The organism is Paenibacillus sp. EKM301P (assembly GCF_011800295.1).
In the GTDB taxonomy this organism is placed as follows: domain Bacteria; phylum Bacillota; class Bacilli; order Paenibacillales; family Paenibacillaceae; genus Paenibacillus; species Paenibacillus polymyxa.
Genome location: NZ_JAALFM010000015.1, coordinates 1 through 21,492 on the forward strand (window position 1 = coordinate 1; position 21,492 = coordinate 21,492).

At 45.7% G+C, this 21,492-nt stretch carries 12 protein-coding genes; all 12 read right to left on the reverse strand.

The window, feature by feature from the left end; all coding sequences use genetic code 11:
* Positions 1-449: 449 nt before the first annotated feature.
* The 12 genes from HFD99_RS22205 to HFD99_RS22260 all read right to left on the reverse strand — a co-directional run bounded on the left by HFD99_RS22205 (position 450) and on the right by HFD99_RS22260 (position 21,490).
* The gene (locus tag HFD99_RS22205; RefSeq protein ID WP_123797146.1) at positions 450-5,009 is read right to left on the reverse strand and encodes an S-layer homology domain-containing protein; all 4,560 of its coding nucleotides are present in this window, start codon (positions 5,007-5,009) and stop codon (positions 450-452) included.
* 26 nt (positions 5,010-5,035) lie between these two features.
* A complete protein-coding gene (locus HFD99_RS22210; RefSeq protein ID WP_123797145.1) occupies positions 5,036-8,209 on the reverse strand; it encodes an S-layer homology domain-containing protein in 3,174 nt (1,057 codons plus the stop codon).
* An 833-nt stretch (positions 8,210-9,042) separates the two neighbouring features.
* Positions 9,043-9,288, reverse strand: coding sequence for a type B 50S ribosomal protein L31 (locus HFD99_RS22215; protein ID WP_016821159.1), 246 nt, complete (start codon positions 9,286-9,288; stop codon positions 9,043-9,045).
* A gap of 510 nt (positions 9,289-9,798) precedes the next feature.
* On the reverse strand, positions 9,799-9,948 hold the full coding sequence (rpmG, locus tag HFD99_RS22220; protein ID WP_013370941.1) for a 50S ribosomal protein L33: 150 nt from the start codon (positions 9,946-9,948) through the stop codon (positions 9,799-9,801).
* 69 nt (positions 9,949-10,017) lie between these two features.
* Positions 10,018-10,587, reverse strand: a complete 570-nt coding sequence (locus HFD99_RS22225; RefSeq protein WP_123797144.1) for a hypothetical protein — start codon at positions 10,585-10,587, stop codon at positions 10,018-10,020.
* An 85-nt stretch (positions 10,588-10,672) separates the two neighbouring features.
* Positions 10,673-12,049, reverse strand: coding sequence for an MFS transporter (locus HFD99_RS22230; RefSeq protein ID WP_017428409.1), 1,377 nt, complete (start codon positions 12,047-12,049; stop codon positions 10,673-10,675).
* A 91-nt stretch (positions 12,050-12,140) separates the two neighbouring features.
* Positions 12,141-12,608 carry a MarR family winged helix-turn-helix transcriptional regulator gene (locus tag HFD99_RS22235; protein ID WP_123797143.1) on the reverse strand — a complete coding sequence of 156 codons (468 nt, stop codon included), beginning with the start codon at positions 12,606-12,608 and terminating at the stop codon, positions 12,141-12,143.
* Positions 12,609-12,821: 213 nt separating this feature from the next.
* A complete protein-coding gene (locus HFD99_RS22240) occupies positions 12,822-15,851 on the reverse strand; it encodes a GAP1-N2 domain-containing protein (RefSeq protein ID WP_123797142.1) in 3,030 nt (1,009 codons plus the stop codon).
* Positions 15,848-17,113, reverse strand: coding sequence for a TRAFAC clade GTPase domain-containing protein (locus HFD99_RS22245; protein WP_017428407.1), 1,266 nt, complete (start codon positions 17,111-17,113; stop codon positions 15,848-15,850). Before HFD99_RS22245 ends, HFD99_RS22240 begins: the two co-directional genes overlap by 4 nt.
* 16 nt (positions 17,114-17,129) lie before the next feature.
* Complete coding sequence (locus tag HFD99_RS22250) at positions 17,130-17,771, reverse strand: hypothetical protein (protein WP_017428406.1); 642 nt, start codon at positions 17,769-17,771, stop codon at positions 17,130-17,132.
* Positions 17,772-17,789: 18 nt separating this feature from the next.
* Positions 17,790-19,079 (reverse strand): vWA domain-containing protein, encoded by a 1,290-nt coding sequence (locus HFD99_RS22255; RefSeq protein ID WP_123797141.1) that lies wholly within the window; start codon positions 19,077-19,079, stop codon positions 17,790-17,792.
* 44 nt (positions 19,080-19,123) lie between these two features.
* A complete protein-coding gene (locus HFD99_RS22260) occupies positions 19,124-21,490 on the reverse strand; it encodes a transcription initiation factor TFIID (protein ID WP_123797140.1) in 2,367 nt (788 codons plus the stop codon).
* Positions 21,491-21,492 lie beyond the last annotated feature (2 nt).

Sequence of the window (21,492 nt, forward strand, 5' to 3'; positions counted from 1 at the left end):
CATGTACCAAAATTTCAGCATTGGATTTTATAAATAAAATCCGTACTCACTCGTTGTTCAGTTTTCAAAGATCAAACACTTTCTCTTGATGTCAAATCAATCTCAACAGCAACTTTTATATATTATCACATTCGAACTAATTTTGCAATAACTTTTTTTTCGAGAAGTACTTCTTCCTTCAAATCCATTCTGCTTATTAGCTACCCGGCAAAACATCTTGTTTAATTGGCCGGAACAAGAATATATCACATAATGAAATCATTTAGCAAGTGTTTTATCAAAAAAAATTTAAGTTTAATTTAAAATCAAAAACAAACTCCAAAACCGATAATCGTTATGCACTTCTACTGCCTTTTAAGGAAGCACAAATTAAGAGGATTAAAATCTGAAAAAATATAAGAAAAAAGCCGACGAAAAAATCGCCGGCTTCCCGTTAATTCCACAAAATGTTATGGAGTATGATGACTAAAATATTGGAGCGTTCCACTTGGATAAGAGTTCCACTCTCCCGGAAGGTTATAAGAGGAGGAACCGGACTTAATCCCCGATTTTCGGATAATAGTCCCGTTATTCGGCATAAATTGCGTTTTGCCGTCAGGATCACCTAAGACGTCGATCGTTACGCCGTTCTTTTTCAGAACATAGCCTGTCGTTACGTTTTTATCTGTCTCTAATAACATTATCTCATCATTATAGTATGTCGCAGGAATAATATCGAAAAAGTCGTAAAAGATGGAATCGATATATATATAAGGCATGCCTTTGTAAAACGAATTAATAGGCTGGCTCCACACTTTAGGAGTATTTGTAGCTAAATTGTATTGATGAATCTCAAGTGAGTATCCTGCATTTTCTATAGGCTTAGAAGTATCTCCTACCGGATTGTAAAACAGCTCAATGGCAGTACGGGTTTTATCCAAGGATAGATACTGAGAAAAATACAGTTCCTCCGGTCCTTGAGGATTTGAGATCACTTGAAATACAGTAGCAGATCCGTTTGCTCCGATTACCCAGAAGTATTGAAAAACACCCCCGTTCCACGTCCAAACCGTCCCATTAAGAGGGGTTGGTCCAGTAAAGGTAGAATCTGCCGTACCCGAATAGACTTTAAATGAAGTTTCACCTGGGAACACTGTTGACATGTCATAAGTAATCGGATCTTTGACCCCTTGCTTAGTCCGGATTTGAATAATTCCATTCGTTGCAAGAGGGGCATTCGTTACCTGAAAATTATAGGTGGCTTTTCCGCCATGCCCATCATCCGCAGTAATCGTTACCTTGGTACTTCCTGCCTGATTACCTGGAGTAAGAGTCAGCGTTGATCCGTTAACCTCTGCATTTACCATACCGCTTGATTCAACAGTAGAAGTAAACGTCAAGGCATCCCCGTCAGCATCACTGAACAATTGAGATAAGTCGTAGCTTCTTGCATTCGTAACTCCTGCAGTCAACACTTGTTCATAAATGACCGCATCTACTTGAGGCGGCTGATTAGAAGACGGGTTAGGCAAGCCGGATGATTGGACGCTGACCTGGAAGCTGGTTGAGGTTTCCCCTCCACGACCATCCATAGCTGTGATTTCTATGCTCGTCGTTCCTGCACTTAGTGCCTGAATTTTCAATTGAGCTCCAGCGATTTCCGCCGAAGCAACGGACGGATCGGAAGAGGTTGCCTTAAAGGTCAACGTATCCCCATCAGGATCAGTAAAAACGGAACCTAAATCGAGTGAGTAAACCTCACCACCTATAGTAAGCGACTGGTCGGCAGGTTTAGTTTCTACTGGATTCTGATTCTCCGGAGTTCCAGCTGTGACGGTGGTTTTAAAAGTTTCGATCACTTGCCCTCCCCGGTCATCTGTTGCTTTGATCGATACTAATGTGCTACCGATCGTTAACGGTGTAAGAGTGAGCATATCCCCATAAACGTCAGCCGTCACAACAGTCGAGTCAGAAACACTAACATCGTAAGTTAAAATATCGCTATCAGGACTGGAGAAGAAATCGTTTAAGGACAATTGAATATCGCCTGTATTTATTTCTTTTATCTGGTCCGGAATCCCTGACGAAACTGGGGATTCATTGACAGTAACATCAAAATCAGTAGTGACCTCGCCCCCGCGACCATCTTCTGCTTTAAGCTGAATCGTTGCTGTTCCTGAAGAAATTGCATGGACGGTGACTTGGTTTCCGTTAACGGATACAGCAGCAACTGATGAATTCGACGATTCTACCGAAACATCCACAGGATCGCCATCGGGATCGTGAAATACAGAAGATAAATCCAGGATATAATCTGCATTGCCTAAAATCAGTGTCTGATTATCAGGCTTCTGATCTATAACCGGTTTTTGGTTAGGAACAGCGGTTACTTCCATTTGGAATGACTGGCTTGTGCTGCCTCCATGGACATCAGATGCTTTAACGGATACTGCTGTGCTGCCAATCTTTAATGGTGTAATGGTAAGCGTGTCCCCATTCAACACTGCAGTCGCAACCGAAGAATCGGAAATATCAATGCTGTATGATAACGTATCCTGCTCATGGTCGGTAAAGAAGTTGTTTAAAGATAATTGAATGTCGCCTGAATTGATTTGTTTCGTTTGATCCGGAATTCCCAAGGATGCCGGAGGTTCATTAACGGTAATATCAAAATTGGTCTTAACCTTGCCTCCAAGGCCATTTGCCGCTTTTAGCTGGATGTTTGCTGTTCCTGAGGAAACCGCATGAACCGTAGCCTGGTTTCCGTTAACAGAGACCGTCGCAATGGATGGATCCGAGGATTCTGCCGATATGGTTAGTGGATTGCTATCCGGATCAAGGAATACCGGGGATAAATCCAGGATGTAGTCCGCATCGCCAACAGTAAGCGTTTGGTTGCCTGGCTTCTGATTTACAACCGGATTTTGATTAGGTACTGCAGTTACCGCCAATTGAAACGACTGGCTTGCGCTGCCTCCACGACCATCGGATGCCTTGACGGTAACTTGGGCATGTCCTACAGTTGCCGGAGTTAATACCAATTGATCACCAGTCAGGGTAAAGGTGGCAATGGAAGAATCATCGATCGCAACCTCATAGGTCATGGGATCATTTTCAGAATCCGTAAAAAACGATCCCAAAGATAAGTTTACGTCGCCGCTCCCCAACTGCTTGCTTTGATCAGGGATACCCGATGAAACTGGAGATTCATTGACACGAACTTTGAAATTCGTTCCCGCTTTTTTCCCGGCCTGGTCATCGGCGGCAATCGTAATAGTTGCAGTCCCTTTGCCAACAGCCTTAATAAATAGATTTGTTCCCTCTACTCGAACTGTACTGATTTTTGTACTAGACGACACTGCCGTATATTTGAGCTCGGACTGCTCCTCGTCCGTAAAATGACCAAGCAAGTCAATTTGAAGTTCAGAATCGCCCACCGTTACGGCCTGATCGTCATATTTGGTCACTAACTTCGGCGCTGTATTGGTCACAACCGTAGAACGCGAGCTGCCAGAAGAAGTTGTAGTGACTCCTGATACCGTCGAAGAGGACACACCTGCTGCAAATGAAGTATTCGTGACTTGGCTGGAGGAGGTTACACTAATATTTGCTGCAGAGTTATTTACTTGTAAATTTGAAATGGTTCCAGCTACCTCCAGACTGACTGGAGAGGAACTGTTCACAGTCACTGTATTAATAGAGGCTTGGCCTGTCAGAGCTACGGACCGATCGCTGTTGACCGACAATTGCTGAATAGTCCCCTGTAGCTCTACCTGCTGTGCACCGGCAAGAACATTCAACTGCAGTATCGTTGAGGATGAATCATTTTCAATTGTTGCATTGGAAGTCAACGTCATTTGATCCACCGTCGAATTTCCTTGAATGACAACGTGGACATCCTGTTTGGAAACCTCGACATCCTTCAGCTCAGATGCATCAAATAATACGGTGTTCTGGTCACCACCCTGAATATATGTTTTTCCTTGTACCGTAAATTTAGAGGCATAGAAATCATGTCCAAGGCTTGACGTAACTGTAAAGCTATTTTTGACATTCAAATTCATAACTGAAATGTAATCACCGTCAATAGTTAAATCTCCGTCAATCGTAGAGTTATGACCGTCTAATACAAGATTACCACTGAATTCGGAAGCTTGCCCTATCGGGGCTTGCCCGCTCGCATGGATGACTAGTTTGGTGATCGATTCAATGGTCCGCTGTGATGCTACAAATTGAATATCTGCTCCTTTGAGAATCTCCTGGTTAGAGGTTTGCAAGATTCCTTTAACTGAATCCGAAAGTTTATATTCAATCCCGTTAATCCAAGCCTTTCCATCCTCCACTTTTTGGAGTTGGACAACATGGTCCTTAGGGAAAAAGGTAGACATCATATACTGGGCTATATCTTGACGTTGAACAGACGATTTAGGTTTGAAAGCGGATTGATTCGTCCCCATGGAACCCGACTGTAAAGCCGTATTTACGTAAGGCCGTGCCCACGGGCTAACCCGATTCCAATCAGTAAGTTTAGCAGACTCCGTGGCGTCAGCTGTGATAGGAAGCCCGGCGGCCCGCATAAGCAGTACTGCCGCCTCCTCTCTGGTCACTACCGCTTTGGGTCTGAATTTGTTACCGTCGTCTCCATTCATGAGTCCTGCACGGTGTACAGCCTCAATATAGGGACTAGACCAACTTTTCGAGTCTACATCCGCAAAGCTGCTGGTTGCTGCTTTAGAAATAGAGAGTTGCAGAGCTTGAGTTAATAGAACCGCCATTTCTTGACGAGTCAACAAATCCGTTGGCCGATAAGATCCGGATGGGTCTCCACGCAGAAGCCCAGCTTCAATGGCTTGGAGGATGCTTGTCTTTTGCTTAGAAGCAACATTATTGATGTCTTTAAAAGGCAGGCTGGCCAGAGCTGCTCCGTTTGATGCATCACTGGCAGCAGATGCAATCGTCTGCAAGGCTGTTGGAGCAACAAGTGCAGCTAAGGCTAATGTAATCAGCCATTTATTAGGTTTAGAACTCATGATGTTCCCTCTATTCTTTTTATTCATTATGGCGCCTCGCTGCTAAAGATACCGATATTATCCGTATAATCGATTCCTTCATCAATCCATTCACTTTCCTCGTAGTGGCCTGCATTTCCATGGGTAACACCGGATTGTCTAGCTATAGTGGTATGAGGCTGAAACACCGCCGTATCAATCAACTGATTATCGTAATAGAGCGATAGAGTGACAGGTGCTGAATCATCGTTATAAAATCCCATATCCGTGAAGTAATCTACATGTGCATCACCAAAATACATGGTATCTCCTATCACAAAAGTAGCTCCACCTGGAATAAAAGCACCAGCGTCTTGACTTATCTCAATCGAATTTCCACCGTTACTGCGTTCAATTCTAATTTTTGAAGCATCCAATCTCTCTGAACCCGCATTATAAAGCTCAATAATCTGCATCATAGGGTCGCCCTCCCCCCATGCCAACTCGGAGAAGAAAAGTCCTTTCTTTTCTCCAACAGTGACTTGGAAGATCGTTTGAACGGTTCCCCCCTTTCCATCATCTGCGGTGACTGTTACTGTAGCACTCCCGACTGCTAGCGGAGTAATAATCAGTTGATCGCCTGTAACGGAAACCATTGCTACGCCAGGGTTCGATGAATCAGCAGAATACGTTAGCAAGTCCAAATCTTCATCTGCAAAAGTTGAAGCAAGTCCGATAGTTGTGTCCATAGCACCCGCTTCTGTAGAAATATCATTAATCGCGCTTTGAACAACAGGAGCATGATTAACAGCGGGTGGAGGAGTCACCGTTAGAGTGAAATTCGTATCCACCGTGCCACCGTTTCCGTCATTTGCCGTTACCGTAATCGTGGCTGTACCCGCGTTCACTGGCGTTATTTTCAGATCGCCTCCGTTTACCGCTACCGTCACTACGCCCGTATCTGTTGTAGTTGCGGTGTATGTCAGTACGTCACTGTCTTCATCTGCGAACACACCTGCAAGGCTCACCGTTTTGATGCCGTCTGCGACTCCTGTCGTTACATTGCTGATCGACGTTTCCACCGTCGGCGCATGGTTCACAGCTTCGGGAATCACCGGTGTGATCGTCACGTTGAACTGCGTATCCACTGTGCCGCCGTTTCCGTCATTTGCCGTTACCGTAATCGTGGCTGTACCCGCGTTCACTGGCGTTATTTTCAGATCGCTTCCGTTTACCGCTACTGTCGCCACGCCTGTATCTGTCGAAGTTGCAGTGTATGTCAGCGCATCGCTGTCTTCATCTGCGAACACACCTGCAAGGCTCACGGTCTTGATGCCGTCTGCGGCTCCTGTCGTTACATTGCTGATCGAAGCTTCCACCGTCGGCGCATGGTTCACAGCTTCCGGAATCACCGGTGTGATCGTCACGTTGAACTGCGTATCCACTGTGCCGCCGTTTCCGTCATCTGCCGTTACCGTAATCGCGGCTGTACCCGCGTTCACTGGCGTTATTTTCAGATCGCTTCCGTTTACCGCTACTGTAGTCACACCCACATTCGTCGAAGTTGCAGTGAATGTCAGCGCGTCGCTGTCTTCATCTGCGAACACATCTGCAAGGCTCAACGTCTTGATGCCGTCTGCGGCTCCTGTCGTTACATTGTTGATCGACGTTTCCACCGTCGGGGCATGGCTCACGGCTTCGGGGATCACCGGTGTGATCGTCACGTTGAACTGGCTGTTTATGGTCCCGCCCTTGCCGTCGTTCGCCGTAATCGTGACCTTGGTTGTTCCTGCGCTCACCGGTGTGAGAGTCAGCTGACTTCCATTCACTGCTACCGTCGCTACGTTCGTGGCAGAAGACTCTGCTGTGTAAGTCAGAGTGTCTCCATCAGCATCAGTAAAACTATTTGCCAGATTAACCTTTTTAGGCTCATCTGCTGTACTTAACGTAGTGTCAGTAAACCCAGTAGTAACGCCTGGCGCATGGTTAGTCACTGATTTTGTTGAACTTCCACCTCCAGAGGAAAATGTCACGCTGCTCGACGTAGCTGTAGTCGCTTCATGAACCGTCCCGTCAGCCGACTGAATTTTTCCAATCTGTTTTTGTACTTCGTTGTAATTTTGGATAACTTGTGAAACAGATACATCTTTAGGCAGCTGAATCATTTCAACTTTAAAATTCGGGTTCAATATCACTTTAGCATTTGCGTTGGCAACTTTAAGCTCCCCAATTGTCCCTGTTCCTTTAATAGAAATACCATTGCTGGAATTCACAATAAGATGGTTTGCATTTCCATTCAGTTGGATATTAGAGACACCGTCGTTAAGCTCGATTACTCCTTTTATCTCTCCTTTAATCTGAACACCATCACCTGAAATTCGAAGCAGGCTGCTCTCCGGCAGACCATCAGTGTTTAGCACAACATCTTTTTGTACGATCTCCAATTGTTGCAGCCCGTCCACATTACGATTGCGCGAATTAAACTTTAATATAGCTCCTTTTAACGCATCTTTATTGGAGTTTCCGATCAACTCTTTCAACTTTCCTTCTATTAAATAAGGAACATTATCGATCGTTACAATGTCTCCATCAATGCTATTGATCGTAGCTGTTTGCTCTTGAGTTTTGAAAATATCCAAGAGAAAAGGAGCAATATCCTCCCTTTTTACTTCACCTGTGGGATTGAGCTTGCTGTCATGAATGTCAATTAAGCCCAGACGAAGTGCCGTATCTACCGATCCAGCCGCCCATTGGCTTACCAAGGACTGATCTTTGGGCAAAATGCTTGATCCGCCCTCTGCATTAACCCCTCCAACTGCACGAACAAACACGGCTGCCAGCTCTTCACGTGTAACAGGATCGTTCGGACGGAAATTCCCTAATCCATCCCCGGATAGAAATCCAGCTTTTTGTGCAGCCTCTATATATGGCGCAGCAAATTGTTTACTTTGCACATCTTTAAAAGTAGAAGAACTCGAAACAGGGTCCAATTTTAAAGCTCTGACCAATAATACTGCCAGTTCCTGACGAGTTAATGTTGCTGCAGGGCGAAAGGTTCCTTGAGGATCTCCCGATAAAAGCCCCTGGCGTACAGCTTCTTGGATGGCTGCCATTTTATCACTCGTCACATAGGATGTATCTGAAAACAAATTATCGGCAGGCGTTGCAGCGTAAGCAGAAGTACCAAACGTCGCCTGAAGAGCAACAAGAGCGGCTGCCCACTTAAGTGAATAAACCTTCAATGGTTGTACCTCCTAATTACTTTTGAGTAAAACGACCCATTCGATCTTCGAAAAGTCGGGTAATAAGTCCGATCCACTATATTTCTCAACAAAAAAAACACGTTTATATTAATTTTTTGTTCATATATTTATCGAAAATAAGTGATTTATGTCGTTTCGAATTAATATACACGGAACCACTGAACCAATTCTGAACAAAAGTTATTATAATGGTGCTAGTTACAGCAAGTGCCCAACTCTATTCTTCAAAGAACTCATTTCCGCGAGTGATTTATCAGAATCCTCCATTAATCGCGACTCATGTTCTATAAAAAAATAATCGCAGGCTAGATACCTGCGATTATTTTTAAGTAAGACAATCTTATTCGAAGTATAGAATTACATTATAAAATGATTAGTTTGCCAAGATTAGCATTGTCGACAATTGTGCGCGTTCATTTTACATTGGAAAGCAGCAACTTCTCGTACCGTTCCGGGGAAACTGCTGCTTTCATGTTCTTATTACACTTTGGCACTTGCAAAATGAGCATGTTATCAAACAATCAGGATAAGCGGTACCGATTAACAGTGTTGGGATTGGAACAACGTGCAGTTTGAGCAAAACGTGCGTGATGCGATCTACGGCTTTTTCCAGAGGAGAAGTGATCCACATGGCAATGACAAATCGGGTTACTTGATTAAGCTTACTTAAAGCTAGTAAAAGAGTGTTACATTTGAGGCGCAAAATACATTTGTTATTCGCATTGTTTTCGGACGTAACTAGTCCGTAGATAACAAAAAAGCTAGGTTTACGAATTATCAACATAATCCGTAAACCTAGCTTTCGAAGAGTCTTACTTAAGGTTGTATTTTTTGTTAAAGCGATCCACACGTCCACCGATATCCACGTTTCTTTGTTTACCAGTGAAGAACGGGTGGGAAGCGGAGCTAGTATCTACACGGATAACTGGGTATGTGTTGCCATCTTCCCATTCCATCGTTTCTTGCGAATACTTAGTGGAAGCACTCAGGAAAGAGAATCCACAGCTAGGGTCTAAAAAGATAACTTTATTCAATGTTGGATGAATATCTTTTTTCATTTGTTTCACCTAATCTTTCATGTAGTTTTAGTTTCAAACTCAAACGTACTGCAGCAATGCTCCATCAGTTAGCAAAAAGAGCAGTTATGTCTCAGAAAAAAAGACGACAGATCGTAACAGTTGCGCTCAAGGTCGTAAACGACAAGCGAACGATGCCGTATATATCGCATCGCCCATTACACGAACGCTCCGTATCTTTCGTTAGCCTCCATCGTTATATAAGCATATTGTGAATGGTTCTCCGGCTCGTCCTGCATGCTGACATCAGCATAGGAGAACTCGGTGGCCACGTGCTTTCGATTCAAAAGGCAAAGCGTGCCATGTAGCTTAGCATCTATCAAACAACTATGAAAAGAAGCCGTCCTCTTAGGTGCTAGCTTTAACTTTGGACACTCTGTCCACTGGACTAATTCAAGTTTTCGCCGGTTCCATAACATAGGCTTTATGCAAACTTAACAGGCTCCGCTCACGAAGCAGAATCATTCAGGTTGCTATGCAGCAAACCACAAATTATCTAGTTTCACGATGAATCGTGTACTTTTTCAAACGCGGAGAGTATTTTCTCATTTCAATACGCTCCGGATGATTTCTTTTGTTCTTGGTTGTTGTATAGTTGCGATCACCGGATTCGGTGCATGCCAAGGTAACAATAACGCGCATTTGTTCTTCCTCCTCAATTGGAATACATGGTATACAATTACAATAGTAATTTTTACGATTAGTTCTATTCTATAATTCATGCTCCTCTTTGTCAACCTTGGAGTCGCGGTTTGTTGCTTCTTTTACCGTGTTCCAGCGATTACGGTACTGTACTAGCTTAGGATGAAGTTCCAAGGGTTCACTCGAAAGCACCAACCTGACGTTTCTAATCCATTCTCCAAAGGATACATAGGAAGCGCACAAATTAGCAGTTTCAGGACTCATATACAAAAAAAGCGGAGTTGCATACTTTTCCGCCAAAAAACGAATGGCTGCTTCAATCGGCGTATACTTTTTTCGCTTACCTTCCCAGTTCTCAATCACAACAGCACTCAAAGCCTGCTCTCGCTGCCACTCTCCCAGCTCGTCGACCCGCTTATAATACGAGCGTACTGGCTGCTTACACATTCTTCTGACGGTTTCTTCATGTAGTGGATACAGCACCAACTTTGTAAAAGATAGTGCAGCCCCCGTTTCGGCAAAAAGCTCCAGCTCACTGGCTGTAGTCTGCTCAAACGTATCATAGTAGACCATAGTCCCTTTGTGCGTTTCGATTGGTGGTTCATAACCATAGGGTACATATTGAAGGTTTCTTGTCATGCTGGGCACTCCGTCCTTCCATAGAAAATTTCTCCTTCTATATTATACCCTTGTTATGGCATGAGCTTACATAAAATGTTTATCCTTATTCGACAGCAGGCCTATTGCCACGTGCCCCTCGCCGGAACTGCAACGCATAAAGCCCCATCGTCACAAGTGCAATCAGCGCAAGCACCGTAAATATATTGCTAAAATTGAACACCTGGACATTAGATACAACAGGATTCAAATGAAAGGACGAGGAACTATCTAACGTTTTGCCCAAAATACTTGTTGTGATCGCCCCGGCAATGAAATTCAACAGAGATAACAGCCCCATTCCAACACCAATCTGATCTTTCGACAAAGTACGAGAAATTGTGTTGGACATGGCAATCTGCATAAAGGTCTGACCTACATTCCCGAAAATAAGCAAAAACAAAATCAGATACGGAGACGCACCTACAAACGTGGACAAGCTGATAAAGCAGATAAATAATAGCGATACGGCTGTATACACCAGAACTGAATTCCCTTTGCTATCGGCCAAGCGCCCCCCTTTTTTTCCTAATAGAGCTGACGCAATAGCAGCGGGAAACATAATCAGTCCAATCGTTGCTGGTGTAAGCTGGTTGAGACTATTCAGAAACTGTGGTGCCAAGTAAGGCAATCCAAAGCTAATCCCCGTCCCTAAAAAAGCGATAAGAAGCCCATATGAATATTGCTTGTTACGGAACAGCTTCGGCTGGATGAACGGATCGTGGGCAGTATTAATGCGCCATATAAACAGTCCAAATAAAACCACGCCGATCAGAAAAAATAACATATTGGCTTGTGAAATGGAAAGCAACAAGAAGGCCACTGTTCCACCCAGCAATAATCCACCCAGAAAATCAAACTTCTGATCCTCTCCTCGCTGATCGTCCAAGTATTTGCGAAAGAACGGCAAAGCGATCAGTGGCAGCATGGAAATGACGAACAGAAAACGCCAGCTCGCAAAGCCTGTAATCAAACCAGAAATAATAGGAGCCAGTGCAGTGCCTAATGCTAAGCCGATTGCTGTGACGCCCAAAGCTCGCCCTCTTTTTTCAGCCGAGAAATAACGAACAGGAACAATCATAGCAGTTGCCGGAATAACAGCAGCCCCTGTGGCCTGAAGCAAACGAGCTACAATTAACATCCAAAATTGATTGGCCAACAGCCCAATAAGCGAGCCTAGTGCAAAAAAGATAATCCCAAATGTCAGCAAATCCTTGAGACGATACTTATCTGCCAGCTTACCGTAGGTCACCGAGCCAACCGCATACACGATCATATAACCCGTCAGCAGCCAGCTTACATCGGAGGCACTAATATGAAATTCCTCCCGGATCACAGGCATTACTACATTAAACATAAAAGCGTTCATTACTGAAAAAACAAGTGTGAAGGCCAAAACACGCATAAGCTTATCCGCATTGGGATAAGTTTGTTCTTTTATCATTTGGTTTCTCCCTCTCCTGTTAACACCTTATCTAGGTGATTTTTTATAGCTTATGGATTCCCCATCCGGGCACATTTTTCTATTTATCCGTTCAAACGCAGGTATTCGCAGGACGGTAATCGTGAAGAATTTTTTTGAGCAAACCGCGCAGCGCCTCTGACTCTCCGACAGATAACGTTTTGCCTACGGAGCTTTTAATTTGCTCAATGGTATGTTCGGCTACCTTGTGAATCTCCAAGCCTTCCTCGGTCAAATAGATTTGCTTCATTCGCGCATCTTCCGGATGACTTTGGCGTACTGCCCAGTTTTTCTTAACGATCCCGTTAACCAGGCTGGTAACACTTGATTTATCAATAAGCAATAGCTTTTCCAAATCCGTATTGGTGACTCCAGGCGACATCGCCAGTATATAGAGCGTCTGCGATTGTGGGGAGGTAAGCCCCAAAGGGCGCAGTGCTGTTTCAATCTCACGCCGGACAGTGGTGAAAATCCATTTAATTAAATACATCGTGCTCTCCTCCTCCCATGGAAGACAAACGGGGTACACCTCACTTCCCATTTCACTGCTAACCTCCATATCTATCGAATTTTAATAGTTTGAATTCCAACTAATTTTAATCAGCCGCCTATTTGGTGTCAATACCTTCGTAAAATGATCGTCTACTAAATACAATCAGTTTCAAAATAACGAATACATTCTATATATATAAACTTATACATAGCAAAAAAACAGGCCCTGAAAGGAACCCGTCTTTTTACTGTCTATAGTTGCTTAGTCCGCAGTTTTCACTTGAACTAGCGGATAATCTTTCCCATCAACGGTAACCGTGCTAGCATGATTTAGCTCTAGCCGTTGCCAAATGGTCAACAACGTACGATAAGGATACTTGTCGAGGTCATATTCCGTTATTCCTGTATCATTATCGGACGTGCTGGTCGTGGTTTTATCAGTTGCTATACCGCTACCCTCAGTTGATATCTCTGAAGTCGCGCCTCCATCTGTGTTGTCTGTCACTGCTCCAGTCTGATCAGTGCTTTTTCCGCTGGATGTATCGTTCAAATCTGTAGAACCACCACCTGTGGATTCTCTGTCTGCTGTCTTGCTTTTGGTGGTAGCTCCCTCAGTGTTAACGTCACCGGACGAACCATTGTTAGCTTTACTGGCTGCTTCCTTATCATTCTGTTCAGCAAGCGTAAAATTTTCGTATGAGTGCTCCTGTTGATCCGAGCCGACAATGACGAGTTTTTTAGGCTTAAATTCTGCCTGCTCTGCCGATGTTTGAAACGCAAACAATAGCTTGACCATTTTCGTAGTGGACTTGGTATTAGGTACATGTGTCACTATTGCAGTAGGCTCCTCTTTTACCGGCACTATAGGCTCTACTGGCTGTTGTACAGGCTTTGGAGCAGCGGCAGGCGTTGGTGTGTCAACAGATCCGATTACCCCGGTTGCTTTCAGGCCGCCTAATGTACCTGCAATAATGATTAATACGATCCCGGAAATCACCCCGCCTTTGCGGAAACGACGAAGCGTTTTGACCAAAGGCGTATCTGTCTCACGCTTTGCTGCCAAATAGAAATTTTTAAACACAGGCTTAGCAGATTCAAAATATTGACGCCAAAGCGTCTTTTTATGCAGTCCCTCTCGTCCTTCCTTTTGGAAGAATAAAAGCAACGCACGCCGATAGGCTGGCTCAAAACCACCACGTGGAGTAGCAAACTCAGCGTGTTCCTCCGACCAGCGGATAAAGCGGTACATCGTATCGTTATCCTTCGCCCATTTGCGGATCGAACTGACCAGGCGAGCAAAATCCAGTATTCCCTCGCCAGTACCATCAGAACGATAGAAAGCTGGCAACAGACGGGCAAAATGGCCTTCTGCAAGCTGCTGGGGCAGCCAACCATAAGCCCAATCTTGCACCTTTTCTACTTCGCTTGGCTCCAGACCGTCTAGCACCGATGGTTCCGGGTCCTCCGTGTTAAACCAATCATAAGCCGCAATCAATCGCACGGCTTGTCCCTTGAGAGGAGCAGGCAACTTTCCAACCCACTGTACCAAATCGGGCCGTGTGAAAAACGGAATCTGTACGACCTGATCAGGTGAAATTTCTTTAAGCTCTACTTCAGTGAGCAAATACCGATCCGCTGCTTCCCGTAAGCGCTCTGTCAATCCAGATTGCTCCAGCGGGGACAGTGTGCCCACGGCAGAACTACTGTCCCATTGACGCAAGCGTTCGTGAATGGCAGCCACAGCCTCTACCGGCTTTCTCTCAGCACGTAGCTTGCCCATCAATGCAGATTCGGCCAAAAGCTGAAAGTCGGCATTCGCCGACACTTCGATATACCGACTGCCCCATTCATGCACCACGGCCAACAGGCCCTTTACATCAGGCGTTCTTTTCATCTGACTGTCCATGTAGGGAATGAACAGCATTTTGGTGAGTGCCGGATTACCCAGTACTTTCGTAAAATAGGCCTTGCCTAATGACGGATTCTCTTCAATCGTATGATAAATATATGTGACTGCTTCCGTATTCCTAGCAGTATAAGCATTGTTTAGCGAACGGATTAAATATTCCACCAGCCGATTTTCGCTGCTACGTGCATGAACTTTATAATAGTCCTTGAAGCAATCGACCAGCCCTACATCCGGAATATGTCCATCCTTCACCCGATCAAACTCATGATCAAAAAATGAAAGAAACAGATCATTCAGCCGCATTTTACGTGGTAGCGCATCAGATGGCGATAAATAATCAGTTAAGCTTCGTAACACAGTGATTCGCTGCTCGTTGTATAATGACCGCTCTCCCTGTTCAATTCTGTACAGCGTAATGAGCTCATGATAGCTGGAAGGCATTAGTTCACGTCCTGCCTCCATGCCTGTCAGCATTTGCTCGGCAAATTTGAGAAAATCGTCCGCAGCCCCGCCATTCAGTAGCGTACGGACAATCCAGTCAATATAAGGCTGTTTCACCTGCTCTGCATCCACATTCAGTATTCGACTATTGTTAGAGAGGTCAAATACAAAGTCCTTTTCTACATTCCGATCACCGGGACGCAAGCTGAAAGGCTCAACGAACATTAAGTGAATGCCTTTTCTGCTGTTCGGTTCCTGCGCATATGTAAGAAATCCGAGTCTGTTGCGAAATGCATAAGGCAGTGCCGCGTACAACACACCCAGCAGCTGCTTGGCTGAGGATGCTACCACTTCTGCTGGCACATTCAGCGCTACATATACCTTTTTGCGACCCGCGGCTGACATCATGACTGCGTACAAGAGCTGCTTGAACACTTCTTCGCTCAGCTGCAATTGAGCCAGTACTGCAGACGGGTCAACAGCGGGAAATACACTTCCACCTGGTAGACGCTCTAATTCCGGTAATTCCGTTCCCTGCTCAATATCATAGGTATCGACAAACGAAGTGTTCAGCCACTGCTTATAATCAGATGGAGACTCACCATGTCCGGCCGGAATCACATAGTTATGCGTAAAAAAAGCGCTCCGCAGCCCAGTGAAATCCGCTGCTTTATAAATACTGCGTCCAAGCACTACATCCCCGGACTCTGTCCGTACCAGATGTAAAGCTTCCGGATAGACACTCTCCTGCTTCTCACCACGCGCTGTCAATGCCGCAGGCGCATCATACACACATAAAGGATGCAACACCTTTTTAATAAATGAAGTATCCAGTCCTTTGGAATTAGCCACGGTATCAAAGCCTTCGGTAGAACGGAAAATACCACGCCGTTCCCGTGTGTACATCTGCTGCTGTATCATACGAGAGGTAGGATAACTCACTGTGATTCTCTCCCCTCGATGTACTTCAACTTGTATAGCAGCCAAATGAATGGCTCATCTACACGGATCGGACTAACCAACCCTTGCAGCTTTTGCTCCACCGGATTGCTACCTAGAGCAGAAACCGCGAAATAGGCTGTATCTGTAAAATATACATCCATTGTGCCCTTGAACGGCTTATCCACCTTCTCGATAAAGCGCCGAACTTCGCCATCAATGTTCGAGAACTCATCCAAATCCATGTATTTGCGATGTTCCATTGGATTAAAAATATTGCTGTTCGTCTTGATATACGTGCCTTCTTCATCTGCCAGCGCAGTAAGCATGTCGCTTTTGGTCAGGACCACAGCGGTTGGAATGTCCGTCTTGCCTTTTTCCTGGTATGCGATAAAGTCACCGAACATCGTAAGTACGACATCACGCGGCTCATCATATTGCGAGACCCATTCACCAGGCTTATCGCCAAGATTAATCTTAATACGTTCCCGGATAGAACGGATTTGTAGTGGATCGACCATAAAAAGAATACCCGCAGAATTTTTTATATGCTGTCCATGCAGTCCCAGATAGTCCTGATCGACCATCCCCTCACCAGCTACATCAAAAAATACCAAAGTCAGTGGTGGCTTTTCCTCATCCTTAAATACAAACTGGAAAATAAAAGGCTCCTGCATCTTTTCTTTTTGCGTCGATGTAAGCAGATCGCCACGTTCAAACAGTGGTTCCTCATACATCGTGCGGAACTTGCGGCTGATCTCTGCATTGAGCGGCATGCAAGCCGCGTCAAAATGGTCGGCCGTCACATGCTGCAGCGTGTGAATCAGGGAGGTCATATATACAGATTTCCCCGCCTGTGAAGCTCCAATAATCGAAATGATATTACTCGGCACCTTGCCTGCGGTTACAGGCAGTTCGTTATGGCAGTGTGGGCACAGTCGGTGACGCGTCAGCTCACCGTAACGGTCCGTCAGACCTGTCAGCACATGATCTGAATACAAGCGATGCTCCTCAGGTACATCATAGGGATGAAGAATTGCCTCCATATCATGCACACTATCCAAGCCAAAACGCTCCCGATATTTGTTCAACAGCTCATCTTCACCCAAAGCGTAATCCTCATCATCTTCGCGGTGATGAGAAGCACGGAATACCACTTCCTCTGGTGAAAATTTACTAAAGCAATAAGGGCACACAATATCATAGAATAACGGCCGTGGCTCGGCCTGTGGCTTTCTTCTGAATAAATTGCTAAGAAAACTCATCGGTTGTGGCCTCCTTTCATTCAGGGACTAATTCATATATCGTGCCATACTTCTGACCGTCCGTAAAAAACAGCCGCACATACTCATCTCCCCCCACTTCAATAGCGGGTAAAACATTCCGTCCTGCGGCAAAGGGTGCCGTGAACGCATACAAGGTTCCATCGTCCCGGTCTGCCGGATAGCCACCGCGCTTCTTCACGTAGCAAAGCGCCTCCTGCGGAACAGGAACTTCGGCTGTCACCTGAATCTGGACTGTTTTGCGGCTGCGAAACCAGCTTTTTTTATGGTGAACCGCATATTTGATTTTAGCCCTGCCTGTGCTCAACTCCAGTTGGTTGGCTCCGTCTTGCTGGCGGATTACAAAGGTTTCACCAGCCTCCCGAACAGCTGGATACACGGTATACCGCACACGTCCAATGCCTTCAATTCGGTCACGATAGCTGCCAGCGGCCTTATATTCCTCGCGTGTAAAAAGCTTCAGTTCAGAAGTCGGTGCTTCATTCTGTCCATTCGCACCTGTATCAGCTGATTGTTTGGCAATATAGACCACGGCTGCGCCTTCAGGCCACTGCCAGCGTAACACAACCCGGTTGTCGTCAATTTTGTGGCTCAGCTCCGAAATCACAGGATCATCGGGCTGTGCATCCCTATACTGCATAAGTTCCCGCCTCCCGTTCTAAAACCCACTGTTACGTCGATTGCGCGTCGGGCCTTCTGGTGTCCCTCTCCGGTGGCCTGACGGTCCCCCCTGGCTCCCACCACCAGAAGATCGGCGAGTATTTTCCGCAATCGGCAGAACGAGCGAAAAGACAGCAATAAGGGCCGCCAGTACGAGCGCTGCCAGCAAACGAATCATCAAGTCACCTATAGGCGAGCCAGATAACCCTCTTTCCAAAATCAAGCCAGCGAGCAAGCCGGCTGGAACTCCACCAATTGCGAAATTCCGCGCGAGAAAACGGTTATCAAACATCAATCCAAGAGCCAACCCTAATAGAACCCCAATAATAACCAGAGCCGTTACGCGATAAATGGCAAAATACAGACTGTGGGCATACTCACCTGTCCGCTCCGTTACCAGCGTGCGATCACCAATTTTGTTATATATTTTACCGAACGCCTGAGTAAGTCCTTGGGCATTAGCTACATTAGAATAAGTTCCGCCCGTTAAGCTGGCAATATTTTGCAACAAAGCTATACCTTCCGATTCTGCCAGTTTCAGGCCGACCGTATTAATCGGAATCTGGCGGGCAATGTAAGGAGCCAATGCGGTCTGAGTATCCAGTTCGCTAAAGCCATCAGAGAGCATAATAACGAGTGAACCTTTTTCCGCATTGCCTTGGGTTTCAATCTCCTTGATCGTCTCGTCCAAAGCAAGCCCAATGTCTGTACCGGCTGACATTATAGTCTGCATACTATCGATTTTGGAATAAACCGCTTGCTTCTCTGCGTCTGTGCCAACGGGAGTAAATGGCTGCACCAACTGCGCAGTGGATTCAAATGAAACAATGGCTACGCGCTTATCACCATCCATTTGCCCAATTAGACTCTTGGCAGCCGTTAGGCGCTCATTATCGGGATCTGTTTGCTGCATACTCCCGGAATTATCAATCACAAGCACGAGGTCCTGTACACTCTTGCGCCCTTCAGGGTTAACCTGATACCCCAGTTCTAATAGCAGACCTGCCACGAACAACATGACGAGTGTAGCAGGTACTAGTAATTTCCAGGACAATCCGGAGTATCGTTGTCGCCATGAATGTCCATTTAACTGTGGCGAAATCAGTTCGCCGATAAGGCAGCCTAGACCAATGCACAGCGCCATGATGCCAAAATATAGCCCGATCACAATGATATGCGGCCAGTGGCCTATTAATTTGTGAAGAATAAGCTCTCCCAAGATGAAGCCTACTACAGCGCCCAGCAAGCCAAACACCAATAGGAGAACGTTAAATTTACGTTGCTTCATAAGATTCGTTGCTTCCTTCCATCATTAAAGTAGGATAATTATGGCTACCGCAATTCCGGCAACCGGTCCACGTCGATTCCATGAAACACGAAACCATTCGCAGTATATGTCTCATAATACGTTTTGCCGTTGCGGTAAACCATCAGATCCTCCAGATGGAAGCCGCCCATCAAATGCAGCTTTTCCACCCCGCTGCTGCGACGCTCATGTACAAAACCCAGCTTGTAAATTCGCGAAGTAATGTCCACATCCATCGCATAAGGAAGAAACTCGCCTTCGTAATCACCAAAGAAGTACTTTTCTTCATACCGATGCTCATGGGTGTAGTCGAGCAAACGTACATTAATTCCGCCATGCTCTTCTAACGTTTGATACAGTTTTTTAAACAGTTCATCCTTTGGAACGACCAGCCGATTTTCATATGCAGCAGCTACATTGGCACGACGTAATAATTCTTCTTCGAATGTCTGATTAAATGGCTGTGAGCTGAGAATCAAGGTACGGCAGGTCTGTGTAAGTCTATCCACCAGCGCGGATAAACCTCCATCCAGCAACCCAGATACAGGTCCCATATGCCGGGTGTCAAAGAATATAGATTTTCCCCGCTTGCTTTCTAGCTCACGCATGACATCCTCCGTCACACGCTCATAGTACTCGAACAGGTTTTGGCCTGTGTAACTGTCAGCCTGTCGAATACTGTCCGTTGCAGTTTGATGTAATTCACGCTCCAGGTTGGCAAGCTGTACTGTAATATGCTTGGCCTGTGCATGCCATTTTTCCAATGCCAGTTCATAGCGGCGAAGTAGCTCCAAATCCACTTGAATCCGCAGCATGTGCAATTTATGTCCGTAGACTGTCTCAGTCAGATAACGGATCAAGCTGCGCACATTATGTTTATCCATAAGTGGCAGTCGTTGAAAGGGCTGATCCTCCACTCGTCCGCTATACAGCGCATCCAGTTCGGCTGCACTAATCTGCAAATCATTGGACGTATCACGAATCAGTCCCCGAATAGCCGTAAGCACATTTCCTGTTTGATTTTCATCTGTCCAATCTGTCAGCTCGAAAAAGCCGATATGAGGATGTTCTTTAGCAGCTGTATTCACAGCCATCTGCAAACGCAAATCCGCCTGAAAATCTCCCAAGCGTTTATGTACGATCCGTTCGCAGTTGTCACGGAAAAAGGCTTCACAGCCCTGACCAAACAAGGCTTCCTCTGCTTCACGTAATGTCATTCGTTTCAACGAGCCGTAACTGGCTCCGCTGGTCATTAGTGCGCTCATGTCCATGATCGCCTCATTGTCAGGAACTAGATCATTTCGCGTGCGGCCACGCTCGGCAGCATCTAAACCAAAATAATTTAGCTTATCACGTATGTCCCACTCTTGCTCGGTTCTCATACGCTCTAACAACTTCACATAAAAGTGATACAACACCGTAAGGGCAATCGATTGATTAGGGCGGTTAACTCGGGAAAATCCAGCCGACACATAACCCTGCCGCCCGGATTCCGTCATGATGTTGTTCTTAAACGATGTATTATTGTAGCCCCCATCCTGTGACCGATAGGAATCTCCTGCCTGATAACGGTTTTTTAGAAGCTGAATGTGACAAATAATATCACAGCTCTCGCGCAGACTATTCGGTACCGTTACGCCGCGCTCATTCTTGTCTGACAGCACATAGACAAGATCAAACAACGGAGATGGAGCATGGGATACCGGGATGGTCAATTTGTCCTCGGTCATATGCAGCGGTGCGGTAAACGTATATGCTGGGCTCTGGATATAATCCAACTCCCGCATAAAAGCAACGGACGTTGCACTCCTGTAGCTGAATTGGGCAGTCTGATCGCTTTCGCTCACCAACACATACAGATCCATTTGTACTGATTTAAAAGATTGCGCAAAAATATACTCTGCCAACAGCGTAATTTCAGGAATTAATACGTTCATGGGATCATCCGCTGTTGTCAAGATCGACAAATGTACACGCTCGAACGAGGAATACAACCGTCCGTAATCGGCCAGATGTCCACTAGCACGGCGCAACGCGGTGTTAAGTTCAATTAACTTCGATTCATGGGTATAAAAAGCCTGGTGCAAGTCACGGCGTAGCGTTTGGTGGCTACTTTCTTCCGGTACTGCTATCGTATGAACGATGGCATCCACCGAGCGGTCTACAGCCGCATGCTCATCCTGTGAGCGAATCTGAATATAGGTTACCCCTGTGCTGTTATCCCACTTGGTCCGGTTGATATCTGCAATTGTGTTCATCACCGGGCTCATGCGATCGCCGATAAAAAGAAACACGGACGGGAAATGGATGCTGCTGCGTCCATCCCCGCTTCCGATTAATTGGTCCTCTGCGGCTGCATAGTCAGCCGCATAACGTAACAGCTGCTCTCTCATAC

Excerpts from the sequence above, each read along its gene's own strand:
- HFD99_RS22205 (WP_123797146.1), bottom strand. The coding sequence starts at position 5,009 with ATGAGTTCTAAACCTAATAAATGGCTGATTACATTAGCCTTAGCTGCA.
- HFD99_RS22215 (WP_016821159.1), bottom strand. The coding sequence starts at position 9,288 with ATGAAAAAAGATATTCATCCAACATTGAATAAAGTTATCTTTTTAGAC.
- rpmG (WP_013370941.1), bottom strand. The coding sequence starts at position 9,948 with ATGCGCGTTATTGTTACCTTGGCATGCACCGAATCCGGTGATCGCAAC.
- HFD99_RS22225 (WP_123797144.1), bottom strand. The coding sequence starts at position 10,587 with ATGACAAGAAACCTTCAATATGTACCCTATGGTTATGAACCACCAATC.
- HFD99_RS22230 (WP_017428409.1), bottom strand. The coding sequence starts at position 12,049 with ATGATAAAAGAACAAACTTATCCCAATGCGGATAAGCTTATGCGTGTT.
- HFD99_RS22235 (WP_123797143.1), bottom strand. The coding sequence starts at position 12,608 with ATGGGAAGTGAGGTGTACCCCGTTTGTCTTCCATGGGAGGAGGAGAGC.
- HFD99_RS22245 (WP_017428407.1), bottom strand. The coding sequence starts at position 17,113 with ATGAGTTTTCTTAGCAATTTATTCAGAAGAAAGCCACAGGCCGAGCCA.
- HFD99_RS22250 (WP_017428406.1), bottom strand. The coding sequence starts at position 17,771 with ATGCAGTATAGGGATGCACAGCCCGATGATCCTGTGATTTCGGAGCTG.
- HFD99_RS22255 (WP_123797141.1), bottom strand. The coding sequence starts at position 19,079 with ATGAAGCAACGTAAATTTAACGTTCTCCTATTGGTGTTTGGCTTGCTG.
- HFD99_RS22260 (WP_123797140.1), bottom strand. The coding sequence starts at position 21,490 with ATGAGAGAGCAGCTGTTACGTTATGCGGCTGACTATGCAGCCGCAGAG.